Source organism: Paenibacillus sp. JT22N7, from assembly GCF_059383875.1.
Genome location: NZ_JBXENY010000012.1, coordinates 83,160 through 101,596, shown reverse-complemented (window position 1 = coordinate 101,596; position 18,437 = coordinate 83,160). Strand labels below are relative to the sequence as shown.

General features: G+C 51.3%; 11 protein-coding genes and 1 pseudogene. 1 reads left to right on the top strand and 11 read right to left on the bottom strand.

The genetic code is table 11. The features are described 5' to 3' along the window. Window positions 1–2: 2 nt before the first annotated feature. Genes parE through AC50Y5_RS27430 form a run of 4 tightly spaced genes read right to left on the bottom strand, consistent with a single transcriptional unit; the run spans window position 3 to window position 4,795 of the window. Complete coding sequence (parE, locus tag AC50Y5_RS27445; RefSeq protein WP_056028607.1) at window positions 3–1,973, bottom strand: DNA topoisomerase IV subunit B; 1,971 nt, start codon at window positions 1,971–1,973, stop codon at window positions 3–5. A gap of 56 nt (window positions 1,974–2,029) precedes the next feature. Continuing rightward, on the bottom strand, window positions 2,030–3,016 hold the full coding sequence (locus AC50Y5_RS27440; protein WP_081418554.1) for an ABC transporter permease: 987 nt from the start codon (window positions 3,014–3,016) through the stop codon (window positions 2,030–2,032). Then, window positions 3,009–3,968 (bottom strand): ABC transporter ATP-binding protein, encoded by a 960-nt coding sequence (locus AC50Y5_RS27435; protein WP_056028610.1) that lies wholly within the window; start codon window positions 3,966–3,968, stop codon window positions 3,009–3,011. Before AC50Y5_RS27435 ends, AC50Y5_RS27440 begins: the two co-directional genes overlap by 8 nt. Before the next feature lie 14 nt (window positions 3,969–3,982). Then, on the bottom strand, window positions 3,983–4,795 hold the full coding sequence (locus AC50Y5_RS27430) for a GDSL-type esterase/lipase family protein (protein WP_056028613.1): 813 nt from the start codon (window positions 4,793–4,795) through the stop codon (window positions 3,983–3,985). 144 nt (window positions 4,796–4,939) lie between these two features. On the opposite strand from AC50Y5_RS27430, the pseudogene AC50Y5_RS27425 reads away from it, so the two are divergent. Further along, window positions 4,940–5,668: pseudogene (locus AC50Y5_RS27425) on the top strand (TylF/MycF family methyltransferase). 160 nt (window positions 5,669–5,828) lie between these two features. Here AC50Y5_RS27425 and purT read toward each other — a convergent pair. The 7 genes from purT to AC50Y5_RS27390 form a co-directional block, all read right to left on the bottom strand. Continuing rightward, window positions 5,829–7,010, bottom strand: coding sequence for a formate-dependent phosphoribosylglycinamide formyltransferase (purT, locus tag AC50Y5_RS27420; protein WP_494864424.1), 1,182 nt, complete (start codon window positions 7,008–7,010; stop codon window positions 5,829–5,831). 142 nt (window positions 7,011–7,152) lie between these two features. Next, window positions 7,153–8,982 carry an ABC transporter ATP-binding protein gene (locus AC50Y5_RS27415; RefSeq protein WP_494864422.1) on the bottom strand — a complete coding sequence of 610 codons (1,830 nt, stop codon included), beginning with the start codon at window positions 8,980–8,982 and terminating at the stop codon, window positions 7,153–7,155. Next, window positions 8,982–10,763 carry an ABC transporter ATP-binding protein gene (locus AC50Y5_RS27410; protein ID WP_494864420.1) on the bottom strand — a complete coding sequence of 594 codons (1,782 nt, stop codon included), beginning with the start codon at window positions 10,761–10,763 and terminating at the stop codon, window positions 8,982–8,984. The genes AC50Y5_RS27415 and AC50Y5_RS27410 overlap by 1 nt, the downstream gene beginning before the upstream one ends. Before the next feature lie 309 nt (window positions 10,764–11,072). Beyond that, on the bottom strand, window positions 11,073–14,801 hold the full coding sequence (locus AC50Y5_RS27405) for a dynamin family protein (RefSeq protein ID WP_494864418.1): 3,729 nt from the start codon (window positions 14,799–14,801) through the stop codon (window positions 11,073–11,075). Between the two features lie 3 nt (window positions 14,802–14,804). Further along, window positions 14,805–15,077, bottom strand: coding sequence for a hypothetical protein (locus AC50Y5_RS27400; protein WP_046234755.1), 273 nt, complete (start codon window positions 15,075–15,077; stop codon window positions 14,805–14,807). Between the two features lie 44 nt (window positions 15,078–15,121). Further along, window positions 15,122–15,802, bottom strand: coding sequence for an endonuclease III (nth, locus tag AC50Y5_RS27395; protein WP_494864416.1), 681 nt, complete (start codon window positions 15,800–15,802; stop codon window positions 15,122–15,124). Between the two features lie 140 nt (window positions 15,803–15,942). Next, window positions 15,943–18,417, bottom strand: coding sequence for an S-layer homology domain-containing protein (locus AC50Y5_RS27390; protein ID WP_494864414.1), 2,475 nt, complete (start codon window positions 18,415–18,417; stop codon window positions 15,943–15,945). Window positions 18,418–18,437: the final 20 nt, after the last annotated feature.

Below are 18,437 nucleotides of genomic sequence, written 5' to 3'. Positions count from 1 at the left end.
TCCTATTCCTCATATTCCGCAAAATCAACATTTTCCAAAATCCAGCGCTTGCGTGGATCAACTTTGTCGCCCATAAGCGCAGACACTCGGCGCTCCGCCTTCGCAGCATCCTCGATCTGCACCTGCAGCATCGTCCGCGTCTCCGGATTCATCGTCGTTTCCCACAGCTGGTCGGGATTCATCTCGCCAAGTCCTTTATAGCGCTGAAGCTCAAAGTTTTTGCCGAATTCCTTTAAATAATTTTGCAGCTGCTCATCCGTCCATGCATAACGCACCGTCTCCAGCTTGCCGGATTTTCGCGTCAGCTTGTAAAGCGGCGGCTGAGCAATATATACGCGTCCGCTGTCTATAAGCGGCTTCATATAGCGATAGAAGAACGTTAGAAGCAGCACCTGGATATGGGCTCCGTCCGTATCGGCATCCGTCATAATAATGATTTTGTGATAGTTGCATTCCTCGGATTCAAATTCCGGGCCTACGCCTGCGCCAATAGCGGCGATAATCATTTTGTACTCGTCGTTTTTCAAAATATCATGCAGCTTGGCTTTCTCCGGATTCATCGGCTTGCCCTTGAGCGGCAAAATCGCCTGATGCTTCGAATCACGCCCCTGCTTGGCCGAGCCGCCCGCCGAATCGCCTTCGACGATAAACAGCTCATTGCGCGTAACATCCTTCGATTGCGCTGGCGTCAGCTTGCCGCCAAGATTGGAGCTTTCACTCTTCTTCTTGCCGCTGCGCATATCTTCCCGCGCCTTGCGCGCCGCTTCCCGCGCCCTTGAAGCCTGAACAGCCTTCTTGAGCAGCAGCTGGGCAACCTGCGGATTTTCTTCGAGAAACACTTGCATTTTCTCCGTCACAATCGCATCAACGACGCCGCGTGCAGAAGCGCTGCCGAGTTGGTCCTTCGTCTGGCCGACGAACTCCACCTCAGACATCTTAATGTTGATGACCGCCATCATGCCTTCGCGGAGATCATTGCCTTCCAGATTTTTGTCCTTTTCCTTCAGCATCGCGGCTTTGCGGGCATAATCGTTCATGACGCGCGTATATGCGGTTTTGAAGCCCGTTTCATGCGTACCGCCGCCCCGTGTAGGAATGGCATTAACGAATGAAGCCAGTGTTTCCGTGTAGCCGTCATTGTACTGAAGCGCCACTTCAACCTCAATATCCTCACGCTCGCCAGTAAAATGAATGACGTCATGCAGCACCGACTTGTCCTCATTGAGAAACTCGACGAACTGGCGCGCTCCGCCTTCATAATGGAACACATCGAGCTTGCCGCTGCGATCATCCTTGATCGTCACTTTCAGCCCCGAGTTGAGAAAAGCGATTTCCTGCAGCCGTTCTGCCAGCGTATCGTAATTCAGCGTAGTTCCCGTCTGAAACACGCGTCCATCCGGCTTAAATGTAACCTTCGTGCCTGTCCGCGACGTCGTTCCCGTTACTTCAAGTCCCGTTGTCGGCTCGCCGACATGCTCCTTGCCATCCGCATCTACCCAATATTCGAACCGAAGCTTATGTATTTTTCCATCACGGAAAATTTCCACTTCCAGCCATTCGGATAGCGCATTCGTTACCGAAGCGCCGACGCCGTGCAGGCCGCCTGATTTTTTATATCCCCCGCCGCCGAACTTTCCCCCAGCGTGAAGGATCGTAAATACGACTTGCGGCGTTGGAATTCCGCTTTTATGCATCCCTGTCGGAATGCCTCGTCCATTGTCATAGACCGTAATGGAACCGTTTTTGTGCAAAGTTACCTCAATGGCGGAACAAAATTTCGCCAAATGCTCATCGACAGCATTGTCGACGATTTCCCAAACGAGATGATGCAGCCCTGAGCTGCTCGTAGAGCCTATATACATTCCCGGACGTTTCCGTACGGCTGTCAAGCCTTCAAGAATCTGTATATCATCGGCCTCATAATTCCGATCCGCGGCCGGTGCTTGTGTAAAAACATCTGCATGCTCTGCCATATGCGCCCCCCTTATCTGCAGCACTTGTTACATTGTTACCGTATCTTCAAGCTATTTTAATTCAAGATGTCCTGTTTAGTAAAGACGCTGAACGAGACAATAAGCCCCGCAATCGCCCAAATCGCAAGCACGATAAGGGAAAAAGAAAATGACATGCCCTCAATCGGCGGCGGCGAACCTTCCAAATATGTCGGCAAATTGAGGTTCACGGCGAATAAATATTTGGCATTTTCCCACGAGGAGGACATGCTCGAAAGAATTGTTCCGGCAATGACAGAAGCCATCATGATCACCATGCTTGCCGCCGTGCTTCTGACAAGAACCGATACCATCAAAGCGAGAATTGCTACCGTCATGGCGGACAGCCATACGAGTCCCGTCTGCATGAGCATGTATAGCCACTGAGGAACAATGTGCACAAAGCTCGTGTCGACCTCGCTGCCGTTGATCGTAAAACCGGTAAAGATCGGCAAGCCCCAGCCTCCATAGCCGAAGAACATGCCCGATATTAAATAACACAGCAGCACCATCACCCCGACAAGCAGCGATACATAAAGAGTAAGCGCCGCGAGCTTGCTGAACAGCACCTTCCATCTGCGGACCGGCTTGGTAAGCAGCATTTTGATCGTTCCGGTGCCGCGCTCGCCAGATACGAGATCAGAACCAATGGTCAAAACGAGCAGCGGAATAAACAACCCTACCGCATTATTCATAAATTCCCGAGTAAAAGTGACGCCATTCGGGCTGCTAGGATTGACATCATGATCCAAATAATATTGAAGCTGCTGTACCGCAATGCGCTGCTGCTTCTTCCATTCCTCAGGAATCCGATTGCTGGACAGCCTGTTTTGCATATCCGTAATTTGCTGCAGCACCTCGTTGCGCCAGTCGGCAAATTTGTCTTTATTGTTCTGTGCTACGGTTAACTGAGCATACGTGAACATTGGAATAATAACAAGGAGAACAAGGACAATGACGAGAAACCTTCTTTTTTTCCACATTTTCAAGGTTTCATTTTCAATAAGGAGCAGTAGTTTATGCAAGGCTTTTCCCCTCCGTCATGTTCAGAAACAATTCTTCCAGTGTAGGAGCCGCTTTGTGCACCCCTTCAACGCTTATACCTTCCGCTACCAGCCGGCTGACGGTACCTGCAATATCCTCTAGCGGCATCGTTGTGACGACGGCGCCCGGCATGCTCGCAAGCACGCTCTCATCAATACGGTGCTCCTCTTCCGAAACGATTGCGGCCTTGCCGTCTTGCAGCAGCAAAGCAATGCCTTTCTCCCGAGGCTCCAGCTGCCATAATACATACGTTCCAGCCTGCTGAACCAGCTCGTCCACCGAACCGACGGCCAACACTCTGCCCTTGTCAATAATGGCCACTCTATCGCACATCAATTGAATTTCACTGAGCAAATGGCTCGATATGAACAGGCTAATGCCTTCTCCGGCAAGCATCCGCACAAACGCCCTCAGCTCCTTGATCCCAAGCGGATCAAGCCCATTCGTCGGTTCATCAAGAATAAGCAGCTTCGGACGTCCAAGCAAAGCTTGGGCAATGCCTAAACGCTGCTTCATGCCAAGCGAATATGTTTTGACTTTCTCATGAATGCGCTGCGTCAGGCTGACGATTTCGACGACCTCGCTTATTCTGGCCTCATCCACATCATCAAGCATATTGGCAAAATATTGCAAATTATCCCAGCCCGTCATATAGCCATACATTTCAGGGTTTTCTACAATGCTCCCGATATGACGGAGCGCCTGCTCCGGCTGCTTCTGGACATCATGTCCGCAAATCCGGATTTGCCCAGAGGTTGGCTTAATAAGATCGACCAGCATGCGAATCGTCGTCGTTTTGCCAGAGCCATTGGGTCCAAGAAAACCAAAAATTTCACCTGCCCGCACCTCAAAGCTGACATCGTGAATAATTTGCTTGCCGCGAATTTTTTTGCTTAAATTTGTCACTTGCAGCACTACATTTGACTGTTCCATAGCGCCTCCTTCTGCTACAACGCCTGCACGACCCGCTGCGCAATTTGTTTGTAACCTTCATGATTCGGGTGAAAATGGTCTGATGACAAGTAGCTGCCAATCCGTTCCTCAAACAAATCGAATGTCGGTACCATCGTCATATTTGAGTATTCATGTAGCATGTCATAGGCTTTCTCGTTCCACTTCTGAACCTCCAAGCTGCCATCCCGCAGCTCTTTTACATCAAAAAACGGATTATAGAGGCCAATATAAATGATGCGGGCATCCGGATTAATCCGGTGCAGCTCCGAAAGCACATTATCCAGCCGCTTCAAGCCTTCCTCAAGTCCCTTCTCCACCTGCGCGAGCGACATGTTTGGTTCAGCTGCTGCAGTTCCATTGGAATCCTGAGCGCCTTGCAGCGATTGAAACAGGTCGTTGCCGCCAATCGTCAGCAAAATGACATTTGCCTGCTGCAGCGCATAAGCCATGCCTTTATCCGTCTTTAAATTTTCCGCAAGCTGGTCGGCGCGCAGCCCGCTAATGCCCAAATTATTGACGAGCTCCGCCTGCTTGTCCGGATCAGCAGCCAAGCTGTCTACGACCTGCTTGACATAACCCCCGCCTGCCGAATCGCCAACTCCCTTGGTCAGAGAATCGCCTATTGCGACAATGCGAAGCTGATTTTTCTCAGCCGTCTGCTCTGGCAATGCCGTAACCTGCGGCTGTACGGATACAGAGGGAAACAGCTGATCCTTAATGGCATAGCCAATACCAACGAGCATCAATATCGTGATCAATAGGGAGCAGGCGCCAATCATAATGCCTAATCTTTTGGATGAACGCATCGCTTGTCTCTCTCCTTTTTCACAATCATTTACAAATTACGGACAATGTATAAGTTTTTCGTATCAGTGGGTCGTACACACAAGCCATCTTCAAACTTGATTCATATTCATACGTTAACCATAAAAAAGAAAAGGACTGTGATTATGAGCAATAATACACCAAAAGAGATGTATTTGGAAATGTTGAAAAAAGCAATATTATTTGAAATTTGGCTGGAGCGTGAGCCTGGCGCTACGAAGGAAAACCGCTTTTAAGGCCTCGATTGGCCCCTCATTGCACATAGTATGATTGGGCGTATTCGCATGAACCATCTGCATCAGCTTATGAATGCCGTCGTTAGCAACAACATCGAGGGCGATTTCATTGAAACTGGCGTATGGCGCGGCGGAACTTGCATTTTCATGCGCGGCTTTCTGAAAGTACATGGCATAACGAACCGGAAAGTGATCGTCGCCGATTCCTTTGAAGGGCTGCCAGCGCCGGAGGCCCGCTGTCCGATCGACGAAACCTCGAAATTTCACGAGCAGGACTTTTTGCGCGTTTCCTTGCCTGAGGTCGTCAGCAATTTTCAAAAATATGATCTATATGACGATGGCATTATCTTTCTTAAAGGCTGGTTCAAGGATACGCTGCCGGCGGCGCCAACGAATAAAATAGCGATAGCCCGCCTCGATGGCGACATGTATTCCTCGACGATGGATGCGCTGACTCATCTATATCCTAAAGTATCCATTGGCGGCTTTATCGTCATTGACGATTACTCCATTGGCTATTGCGCCGCAGCTGTTACCGACTTCCGCAATGCCTATCACATTACCGATCCGCTCGTGACGATAGATTCAACGGGCGTGTACTGGAAAAAAACAAAATAGGCAAGGTGAAACGGCTATCGCCGTCCTTTGGCGGCAAGGCGCGTTTCACTCCGAGAAATATAAGCCTAATGATAAGTGGGAAACTTATAAATTCTTATATTTCGAGAAGGAAGGGCTGCTGCGCCCATGCGATAACTGGACGCGGCAGCCCTTCTGCAGCCTATTCTCCGTATGTAATATGCAGCAGCTCCGCCGCTTGGCGCGCCGTTTCCCGTGCCTGCTCTACATCTGCAGCCGTACTGAGCGCAACAGCCATCCGGCGTCCGACTTTCGTCTCCGGCTTGCCGAATACCCGCACCTGCGTATGCGGCAGCGCCAGCGCTTCCTGCACGCCGCCAATACGGAACTGATTGCTTTCACGATCCGCTTTGAGCGTGTGCGAGGCACCTGGCGACAGCAGCCTGATCGTTGGAATCGGGAACCCCAATACAGCGCGAACATGCAGTGCAAACTCTGACAAATCCTGCGTCGCCATCGTAACCATGCCTGTATCATGCGGACGTGGAGAAACCTCGCTAAACAGCACGCCATCCTGCGTAAGGAACAATTCGACGCCATAGAGGCCATAACCGCCCAGCTCTTCGGTCACTTTGCGGGCAATGTCCTCCGCCTGCTCGATTTGCTCAGTGCTCATCGCATGCGGCTGCCACGATTCGATGTAATCGCCATCCTTCTGTACGTGGCCAATAGGTGCGCAGAAGCTCGTGCCTGATACGGAGCGAATCGTAAGCAGCGTAATTTCCGATTCAAACGTAATAAAGCCTTCGACGATAATCCGCTGCTTCTTCGCGCGACCACCCTCCATAGCGTAGCTCCAGCAAGCTTCAATTTCCGCTTCACTGCGGCAGACGCTTTGCCCTTTGCCAGACGAGCTCATGATCGGCTTAATGACACATGGGAAACCTAGCGCTGCTGTCGCTTCACGCAGCTCCTCCAGCGTATCGGCAAAACGGTAGGCGGCCGTCGGCAAGCCAAGCTGCTCGGCAGCAAGGCGGCGAATGCCTTCCCGGTCCATTGTCAGCCATGCAGCGCGAGCCGTTGGAATGACGCGGAAGCCCTCCTGTTCAAGCTCCAGCAGCGTTTCGGTTGCAATCGCTTCAATTTCCGGCACGATATAGTCCGGGCGCTCCTGTTCAATGATTCGTCTTAGAGCCGCTCCATCCAGCATATCAGCTACATAAGAGCGATGAGCGACCTGCATCGCCGGCGCGTTCTCATAGCGATCTACCGCAATCGTCTCAGCGCCGAGACGCTGCGCTTCAAGCGCTACCTCCTTGCCAAGCTCTCCTGATCCGAGCAGCATAAGCTTGCGCGACGCTCCGGACAATGGTGATCCATACATAATAAAAAGAACCTCCTGGAAGCAAACCGGATAATTGTCGGCGGCTGCCCTAAGGGACAGCGATACCGATTCCGAATTGTTTTTTCTTCCATTGTGGAGGTTCCTGCACTAAAAATCAAGACCTTAACCGCTTTGCTTCGACTTAAGCTGACAAGAAACGATATTGGGCTTCAATCAGCCCATTGTATATGCCCTTTTGCGCAATAAGCGCTTCGTGCTTGCCCCGCTCGACGATGCGGCCATGGTCCAGCACGATAATTTCATCGGCATTGCGGATCGTTGACAGGCGATGGGCAATCATGAAGGAGGTCCGTCCAGCAAGCAGCGCCTTTAGCGCCTCCTGGATTTTCAGCTCCGTATCGGTATCAATGCTTGCCGTCGCTTCATCGAGAATGAGAATGCGCGGATTCGCAAGCAATGCTCTGGCGAAGGAAAGCAGCTGGCGCTGGCCCATCGACAAAATGTTGCCGCGCTCCTCTACTTCCGTATCGTAGCCATCCGGCAAATTCATAATGAAATCATGGGCATGAACCGCTTTAGCCGCTTCCACAATATCCGCATCCGATGCATCAAGTCTGCCGTAACGAATATTGTCGCGAATCGTTCCCGAGAATATAAACGTATCCTGCATTACGATGCCGACTTGGGAGCGCAAGCTTTCAATCGTTACGTCGCGAATATCCTTCCCGTCGATCTTCACGCTGCCGCTAACGGGATCATAGAACCGGCAAAGCAGGTTGATGATCGTACTTTTGCCTGAGCCCGTATGCCCAACGAGAGCGATCGATTGGCCTGCTTTGGCTTCCAGGCTAATGCCTTTAAGTGCTTGGCGCCCTTTTTCATATTCAAAAATAATGTTGTCAAATACGACGTCGCCGCGAATATTCGGCAGTTCCTTCGCTGCGCCCTTCTCGTGTACCGTTGGCTCTTCATCGATAAATTCAAAAATGCGCTCGGAAGATGCCATTGCAATAAGCAGCTGGGAATACATTTGGCCAAGCCGGTTAATCGGGTCCCAGAAGTTGCCGATATAGTTGGCGAAGCCGACGAGCAAGCCGATTGTAATCGCACCTTGCTGAATCAAATGGGCGCCGTACCAGAACAAAATAAATGTCCCGATAGCTGACGTAATTTCAATAACCGGACCAAACGCTTGGTTGAGCGCCGAGGCCTTATTCCATGATTTCACATTGACCGTATTCATGTAGTCAAAGAAACGCATATTGTCTTTTTCCTGAACGTAGGCTTGCGTTACTTTCATCCCCTGGATGCTTTCGTTCAAGTGGGCATTAATTCGCGACTGCTTCATCCGAACGTCCTGCCAAGCAAAACGAATCCGCTTGCGCAGCGCAGTCGAAACGATAAACATGAGCGGTACCGTCACCATGATTGCAAGCCCCAGCTTGAAATTCCAGATCAGCAAAATGACAACAATCCCCAGCAGCTGCACGCAGTCCATCAGCAAGTTGACGACACCGTTCGTAAACAAGTCCTGAAGGGCGTTAACGTCATTCGTAATCCGTACAAGCACGGAGCCTGCCGGACGCTTGTCGAAGAAGCGGAAGCTAAGCTTCTGGATATGCTTGAACAGATCATGCCGCAGGTCATAAATGACCTTTTGCCCAATAATATTCGTGTATTTGATCCGGTAGCTGTTGGCAGCCCATTGCACCACATACAGCAAGAGCATTAAGCCGGCATACAAGTACAGCTTTGGCAAGCTTGCCGCGCCATCAGTTGGCTGAATGGCTTCGTCAATCGCGAGGATGACGAGTGCGGGAGTCGCGAGCCGCGTAAGCGTGCCAATAATCATCATGAAGATGGCCGGGATCAGCTGGCGCTTATAGGGCTTCATGTAAACGAACAATCTGCCCACCTGCGCCCAGTTAAACGGCTTCTCGATCGCATCATCATCTTTGTAAATAAAACGTTCTTTTTTATCGTATTTATCCGTGCCGGAAGTGCTGCTCATTATAGCGCCCCCTCCTTCCGCTGCGAACCCGCCTGCTCAAGCTCTTCGAGCGGAAAGTCGGCGTATTGAATTTTGTAAGTATCACGATAAGGGCCAGGCTGCGCAAGCAATTGCTGATGCGTGCCGCGCTGCACAATTATGCCTTGATCCAAAACGATAATTTCATCCGCATGGCGCAGCGAGGAAATGCGGTGGGCAATAATGAATGTCGTGCGACCCGCCATAAGCTCCTTGAAGCCCGCCTGAATTTCATGCTCCGTTTCCATATCTACAGCGCTCGTAGCGTCGTCCAGAATGAGAATATGCGGATTTTTAATAAGGGCGCGGGCAATCGCAATCCGCTGCTTCTGTCCGCCGGACAATCCCATTCCTCTTTCACCTACAATCGTATCGTAGCCTTCCGGCATTTCCATAATAAAATCATGTGCCTTCGCCAGCTTCGCTGCACGTTCAATTTGCTCATCCGTTACATCCTGCATGCCATATGCCAAATTCGTGCGGATAGAGGCGGAGAACAGGAACGTTTCCTGAAAAACAGGAGCCATCTGTCTGCGCAGGCTGTTCACGTCAATGTCGCGAATGTCCATGCCATCCAGCGTAATGCTGCCCTCTTTCACATTATAGGCGCGCATGAGCAGCTGGATAACCGTCGATTTTCCTGAGCCTGTAGCTCCTAGGAAACCGATTACGGAGCCCGCCGGGGCATCAATCGAAATATTCGTTAATGCCGGAGCATTGTCAGGATAATTAAACGTTACGTTGTTGAAACGGACATGCCCTTTAACCATTTGCTCGTCAAGCACGATGGCATGTTCGAGGTTTTTCACATGGACATGCTCGTTCAATAGATTCAGCACCCGTTCGCCGGAAGCTTTGGATTGCGTGTAGTTGTTAATATGGAACCCAATCCCCCACATCGGGCCGATAATGTACCAAGTTAAGCTGAAAAAGGCAACCAGCTCGCCTAGCTTGAGCTCTCCTCTAATGACGAGCATTCCACCTGCTAGAAGCAGAATAACTGCGCTTATGTTGGCGCATAATTCCATAATAGGGAAATAACGAGCCCATATTATTGCAGCACCGATCTGATTCGTCTGATAAGCTTCATTTTTCACTGAAAATTTGTTCACTTCATGCGGCTCGCGGGCAAAGGATTTCACCGTGCGAACACCCGTAATGTTTTCTTGAACAGCCGTCGTCAGGCTGCTGAGCGCGCGGCGCATTTCTTGAAAGGCCGGGTGGATTTTGCGCTCGAAGCGCAAAGCCGTAAACACGAGCAGCGGGATCGTAACCAAAGTAATAAGCGTCAGCTGCCAGTGGATGGACAGCATCATCGCTCCGCCGAATACGACCATCAGCACCACGTTCAAAATTTGGGCAAAGCCAAAGCCGATAAAGTTGCGAATCGCTTCCAAATCCGCAGTCAAACGCGACATGAGATCGCCTGTTTTCGCTTTGTCATAATATTGAAAAGATAGCGATTGCAACTTGTCATAACAAGCATTGCGAAGCCTAAAAGCTACTCGGTTGCCGAGCCTTCCTCCGAAAAAACCATGCAAAAATTGCATCAATCCCTTTAACGTCACAACCCCCACAACAGTTAGCGCTAACGCAGGCACCTTGCCATACTGCTCTTCTTTAATAACATCGTCGATTAAGATGCGAAGCAAATTCGGATATACGAGCCCGAGCGCTGTCGCAAACATCAGGCAGACGATGGAGGTCAAAAGAAATTTTCGTTCGACCCAGTAAAATCGTTTGAGTTGCCTAAAGACGTCCAAGCAAATCCCACTCCCTGTTCTTTTTTGTAAGCATGAATGAATATTATCAGCATCCTATGACAGGAGCAATCTGAGTAAATTTCCGTATATTACATTGAAACAGCCGATTAAGGCAATTTGGAAACACTAACTAACCTATGCTCAAGTATCGTCTTAAATCATCCCTAAAGTGTGCGTCTTACGCCATTTTTGCACAGAAACACACAAAACAAGCCTAAACAATTTTTCATAAATACTTATATTAAAAAAAATGCTTTCAAAGGCTCATACCCGCCCTTGAAAGCATTCAGATTATTATTAGATGAAAGCTTATGCAATTGTTGCGCTATGCAGATGAATCAATTGCTCATGCAGCTCGCGCAATTGCCCCACATCAGCATTGTCCGCTAGCGAGATGCGCTTGCCCTCTACATAGTTGACAACGTCTTGCTGTAGCTGCTCGCCTGACTGCTCGGCGTACTTTTTCCAAAGCGCGCTGTAGCGTTCGGTCCACTGTCCATTTAGGACAGCCATCCACTGCTGGAGCGATGGAATGAGCAGCGCCTCAAGCTCCTTGCGCAGCTGGCCTTTGCCGTCGCCTTCGAAAAATTGCCGCGGCGATTTAAAGCGGCTCCACAGCCATTTGCCGGTAATATCCGTCGTCGTCCAATCGACATCGATTTCCGGAGTAGGAATGGCCGCTGTCTCATACGGGATCGATTGATAGCCCGCCAGCAGAGCGGCAAGCTCCGACGCGCAGCTGTCAAATTGCTTGCGCAAAAGGCCGTTCAAAATTCGCTCCAGACGCAGCGAAGTCGCTTGCAGCTCCTGCGCCAGCTCCATCTGAATTTGCCGCTGCAAATCAAGCCAAGCCGTCCAAATCATCTTCTTCAAATCGCGACCATCATCCTGCAAGACAGAAGGATTAAAGGCGTAGTTGTAAAATTCTCCGAATCGAAGCTGCTGGCGCTGTACGACATAATAGAGCAGCTCGCTTAGCTCCTGTGCCTGCTGAGGCGGCGCCTCGCTGGACCGGTAGGACGCAAGCAGCAGCTGTGCCTGCTCTTGCAGCGCAGCCAGCTGGCTGCGCTCCTGCTCTCTCGTAGCCGCATCGCCTGTAGCACTGTTCAGCCAGCCATTTACGGTAGCCGCCGCCCTGACAATTTCCTGCTCCGCTGCGTCGATCGCAAGCCGCCCTAAATCCTCGCTCACAAAATGCAGGAAGGAGCGCTCGAACGCGTCAATGCCTGAGCGCGCTAACAGTTCGCCATCGCCGCTTTGCTTCGCGTCGAGACCATCCAAGCTTGAAACCGGATAAAGACGCGGCGAACGAATGCCGTGCTGAAGCAAATTATGCTCCACATGCTTCAGGACGCCCGCAAGCTCCTCTTGATCGGCTGCCAAATCAGCCGCATTGACGAGGAAAAACATTTTATCGAGCTCGAACTGGTCCTTGACCCGCCCCAGCTGCATAAGAAACTGACGGTCTGCCTGTGAAAAAGCATGGTTGTAATAAGTGACGAACAGGACAGCGTCGGCATTTTTAATGTAATTGAACGCTACGCCCGTATGCCGGGCGTTCACGGAATCGGCTCCCGGCGTATCGACGAGGACGATGCCCTGCCGCGTCAGCTCGCAATCGTAATAAAGCTCGATTTCGCTGACGTAGCAGGAGCGAGATTCCTCCGCTACGAAGCGCTCGTATTCCGCTTGGGAGACGGTGAGGCGCTGGCCAAGCAGCGACTCATGCGCTTCCCAGCCTGCGCGTGCAGCACGCAGGAAGCTGTAGTGCGGCCGTCCGCCGGCGTGAATCGCATCCGGCGACAGGCGGTCGATCGCGCGCATAAGAGCGGCAGCGTCCGGCAGCGCAGCGTCAGTAGCGTCTTCGCCGAGCAAAGCGAGCGAATAGCGCAGGTCTTCCAGGACGGCGTCACGGGATTTCATGACGACGCCTGCCGTTCCATGCTCGCGTTCGCCCGATGGCGGCACGAGACGGTTGATCGCCGCCGTCGTCGGATTCGGCGACACCGGCAGTACCGGCTCGCCAATAAGCGCATTGGCGAGCGAGGATTTGCCCGCGCTGAACGCTCCGAACAGCGCGATTGTGAACCGGCTGCTGCGGAGCCGGTTCGCCTTGTCCTGCATCGCCTGCGCGGCCGCGGCTAGCGGCGCGTGCGGCGTCAGCAGCGCGGCTGCGCTGAGCAAGCGCGCTGCTGCGCCATGCTGCTGCGACAGCGCTTCGCCGCTGCCGAGCGCAGCTTGCGCTCGTGGCGCGTGCTGCGGCGCGCCACTGGCACTTGCGGCAGCAGCGTCGCCCGCTGCCGCCCTATCGCCGCGCTGCGCAGCTTCGCTCGCGCGGCGAGGCCCGGCGGCGGCATCTGCCGCGCCGCCGTCTACACCTGCGCGCGCGCTGGCATCCGCCGCTGCGCGCTTCGGCGCCGGCAGCGCCGGCCGCGCCACTGGCTGCGGCAGCGCCCTTACGACCTGCGCCGCATGCTGCGCGGCGCGCTCCGCCAGCGCCGCAAGCAGCCCTAGCGCCCCGGCTTGCGCATCAAGCGCCGCAAGCCGGCCTCTCACGTCTGCAGCGGCTGCCTCGCTCGCCGCTGCCACATGCGCCGTCAGCGCGTCAATCAGCTCATTGCCGCGCTTCCGGTAAAGCTCCTTCACCTCCGCGGCTAACTCGCGCGTATACGTCATCGTATATTCGTTGCCGAATACGGCTCCCGTATTTACGCGCTGAATGAGCCAGGAAGCATCCGGCTTCCAGCTAAACTGCTCGGCAAGCTGCTGCTCCAGCGTTTCCGCTGCGTAGCCGACTCGCTCAGCGGCACGGCGAAGCAAATCCTTTACATGCCAATCGACAGCCGCGCCCACTTGGCCAGCAAAATCATGGCAGAACAGCTCGGCACGCCGCTCCTGCTCAGCCGCCGTCTTTGCGCCCGCGAACAATAGCCCCGTCTTGAAGCCCGGCTTTCTGCTTTCCAGAAACGAATGCGCCAAATCACGCACCGGAGCTGGCGTAATGATCGCATTGTCTACCAGCGCCTGCATTTCACGGCGCAGCTCCAGACGCAGCCGTTCCGGTTCAGCCTTGAGCTGCTCCACCTGAACAGTCAGCTCGCCTTGCTCCGCCTTCACCCGCTGTGCTTCCTCTTCTCCGCCTGCCTCGGCAAGCAGCCGTTCCTTCTCCGGCTCATCCTGCATCTCGCACCATTTCAAATGCTCTGCTGCAAGATGGCGCAGCGAAGCGTCGACGCTGTAAGCAGCGAGCGGCTCACGCAATTCCTTTAGCTCGTCAAGCAGCTGCGTAAGCGCCTCCCATTCCTGATGCGGATGATCCGGCTGGCGCAACGACAAATAAACGATTCCCGCTGGCTCCAAATGCCATGCTTGAAACGCCTCTTCTACGCTTTTGCGGTAATCGGCAAACGTTAGCTCGCGTTCCCTGTGTTTATCAATCTGATTAACGATAAAATATAACGGCTTGCCCCAATCCTTAAGCTGCTTCGCAAACGCAAAATTAATTTCCGATTGCACATGATTGTAATCCATCACATAAAACACGACATCCGCCAAATGCAGCGCTGACTCCGTTGCCATCCGGTGTGCATCATCCGTAGAATCAATGCCCGGCGTATCCAGAAGTACCGTATGATTGCCTAATCTTTCTGTTGGATACGTAATCAAGACCGATTGGAACTGCTCCCCGTCTACGCAATAGCGATCCAGATCCTCCAAAGGCACACTAAGACTAGAGGCCTCGCCGTCCCTCTCCGTGATGATGCTTGCCAGCGCCTCTGCTCCGCCTCTTATGGACACTACGTTCGCGCTAGTCGGAATCGGACTGGAAGGCAGAAGCTGAGCCCCGCACAGCCGATTGATCAGCGTGGACTTGCCTGCGGAAAAATGACCGCAAAAAGCAACAGTAAGCCGACCTTCGGCCAGCTTACTGTTTACTTCCATAACTTGTTTGGCGTGCAGCGCATCACCTGCGTCCGCCATTTCGCGGGCCGCCAGGATTGTTGCTTCTTCAATGCGTTGTACCGTCATTTCAGCCATAACCTATGCAATTTCCTCGTCATCGGAAGGCAGGCAAATTTCGAATACATTGCCATGCTGCAAAATCATAATGTTACGCTCTTTTTCACGCATAACAACGACTTCCGGTTTTTGGCGCATACGCTCGATGTATTGGTCAGGCACGTCGCCGGAGCCGCTAACGGTTACGCCTTCCACTACGATATCTTCGTTTTCTTCTGGCGGGGAGCTAAGCACTTGCTCATAAATATCGGAGAAAAGCTCAAAACTATTTGTATACACAGAAATACACTTCACTGTCATCATCCTTCATTTTAAAAGTATTTGTCTCTTAGCCAACCTTATTTAGCCACTTTCTTAACAGTCTTCTTGTTTAAGCCTGGCTTCATACGTTGTTTTCCTTCTTTGCACATATCCAGCAGCGGACATACCTCGCATTGCGGATTTTGCGCCTTGCAATGATAGCGGCCGAAAAAAATGAGCCGATGATGGGTAAGGGTCCATTCGTCTTTGGGAACAAGCTTCATGAGCTTCTTCTCAACTTCCAGCACAGAATCATCAGGCTTCGCTATCGAAAGGCGCTTGGATACACGCTCAACGTGAGTATCGACGGCAATAGCCGGCACATTAAACGCATTAGACATGACGACATTCGCCGTCTTGCGTCCAACGCCCGGCAGCTCGACCAGCTGCTCATGCGTGGAAGGAGTTTCTCCATCATATTTATCAATGAGAATACGGCACAATTTTTGAATATTGGAAGCTTTGCTTCGGAATAGACCGATTCTTCGAATATCCTGCTCCAGCTCCTCCAGCGGAACCGCCACATAGTCCTCTGGCTGCTTATACTTCTGAAATAAGTTAGCGGTTACTTTGTTCACCATTTCATCGGTACATTGTGCAGACATTAGAACGGCAATCGTCAGCTCAAACGGATTAGAATGGTTCAGCTCGCAGTGTGCGTCCGGAAACATCTCCGCAAGAGTATCCAATATGTGTCGCATCTTCTGCTTCGCATTCATCGTCCTCTCTCCCATTCCAAACACTATCGTTCAAAGTGTAGCGAAAAACGTCCCGCCATGCAACTATAATCCACCATAAATATTGAAAAAAGCATAAAAAAACTGCCCCGTAGGGCAGTTTGTCACATAACCTTACCAATTTACACTTTTACAATTTCCACGGCTTTATTTTTGAAAGCATAAACGATGATCTGATCGCCGTATTTAATATCCTGCAGCGAAATCGTTTTCCCATCTTTTAGCAGCTTTGTTGAGCCTGTCACGTAAAAATAATTGGCGTTGTCGGCATCGGTCGTTTTGAGCGTCCACAGCTGTCCAGCCGTAGCGTCATACTGCCAAAATGTTCTCGTCTGGCCAACAGCGACAGTAACCAGCACGACATCATTTTCATTTTTGCTCAGTTGAATCCGGTCTCCAGTTGCAAGCGTCGACGTAGTCGCAGAAGTTGATGTGCCCTTAGTAATTAGGAAGGATTGGCCAAGTGCAGCCGTTGTTGTCTGGCCACTCTCATTGGTCAGCGTAATGCTGTTCGTGCCTACCGATTGAACGGTTCCATAAGAAACGACGATGGATTTCACGGCAGTTATTTGCTTGCCAATGTAGCTGACATTAATGAAAGTGCCCGGAACAAGTGTATCGATCGCCACTTTGCTTCCTGTCTCATTCGTAATGTCGATTCCCGACAGCACTAGATCTGTCTGGACATTTTGCGCATTAACGACCGTAACCTTTTTGGTTCCAGTGTTGACAGCACGTACTTCATATTGGATAGGACGATGAACCTGAATGAGCGTTGCCCGATCCTGATTCACATTCATAACCGTTGTAATCGTATCGCCAACTTTGAGATCAGTCAGAGATGCTGCTGCAATGCCCGGAACTTCTACCGTTGGCGCCGAATAAGTAACCGTAACATCTACGCCGCCAGGCACGCTCATCGTAACGGAATTGCTCGAAGCATTAATAGAGACGAGCTTGCCTGTATATTTGCTTGCAATCGACAAGGACACAACCTTATCGCCGCTGTAAGTAATCGTCAGTTTGCGGTTTTTAGTCAGCCAAGTGCCGATGTCCTCCAGCTTGATTGCATTGCCGTTGTTGTCAATTCTCGTTTTGTCAGTCAAATAAAGCGGATAGGCTTTTGACCCTGCAGAGTCAAAAACGACAAGGAATTTTTTGTCCGCATTATAGCTTTCCACCTGAGCACCAACGAGCGTCTGAACGTTGCGGTTTACGACCTCGATTTTTGTAATCTGGTCCTGGTCATTCGTTGTAATTTGCAGTTGATCCACATCTTTAATCAAATCGCCAATCGTTGGCCCAACGATGCCTTCGATTATAATTTCAACCGTGCTGCTCAAAAATTTGGAATTGAGCTTTCCAGCGCTGTCTTCATAAGTAAGGACGCTTGCATCGCCGGAAATAAACGTGCCTTTGAGCACAGCCGCTCCTGTTTGTTGGTCAACTGTAATTTTCAGCGCTTTAGGAGATGTACGGAACGTATCCTGCGTCACTGTAATTGCGCTGTTTTCTTTCAAGTCGCTAATGGCAATCGTCTTGCCAGACGTTTCGGTTAAGATAAGCGAGTCGTCATAATAAACCTCTACCGGCTTATTATCTATCCACACATACAGCATCTTCTGATCCGGCAGCACGCGGCCAACCGTACCTGTTATCGTTTTAATTTGCGGCTTGTCATCCTGGAGCTCCACGTAAGCAGCCCCGCCCGATTTCGTAATGACCGTTACATTTGCATATTGCACAAGATCTTTGGCTGCAATTGGCGTTTCTGAGTCATAACGATAGATGACCGTATCTGGGCTAAGCGTATATACAGCTGATTGAGACTTGCTATAAATCGTTATGCCCGTATCGCTAGATTGCAGCAGCACACCCGTTGCTTGGCCTGCGTATTCCACCGGATACAGCTTCTCAGCACGGCTGAACAGCGTTGCAAGGCTTGCACGGTTTACATTCGCTTTAGGGTCGAACTTGACTGCCGTTACCCCTTTAACCAAATCTAGTGAAACAGCTGCATTGACATAGCCACGGTAGCTGCTAGCAATTTGATCTGCATCATTAAACGATGAAACAGCGTTCTGCAGGCTGTCCGCTGTGCTCTTCTGGTTAATAGCACGAATGAGCAGCTTCGTCACCCATTCACGAGTGGCAGGGCGTTGTCCCCAGCCTACAGCTTGATCGCCGGAAGCGGCAAGCGCATATTCTTCAGCTTGATCCAGCAAGCCTTTATCAAAAGCAAGCTTCACTTCGCCTTTAAAGTCGCTCTTAACGACAAACGTTTCTGGAAAAGCAACAGTATCATCAGCCGGAGCTTCACTTGCTGCGCCTATAAAACGCAAAGCCATAAGAACGGCTTCCTGCTGCGTTACATTATCAGCCGGACGGAACAGGCCATTAGAGCCATTAATGATGCCTTGAAGCGACAGCTTCGTAATATGCTTTTGCGCCCAGTGATTCGATGCTACATCGCTAAACGGGTTGGAACTGACAGACGCCGCATACGAAATAGGGGCGGGAACCGCAAAAGGCCCCGCCAAAATGGAAAATGCAATTGTACCTGCAATGATAGATTTAGATGATCGTGACAATGCCATAGTTATCGTTCCCCCCAAAT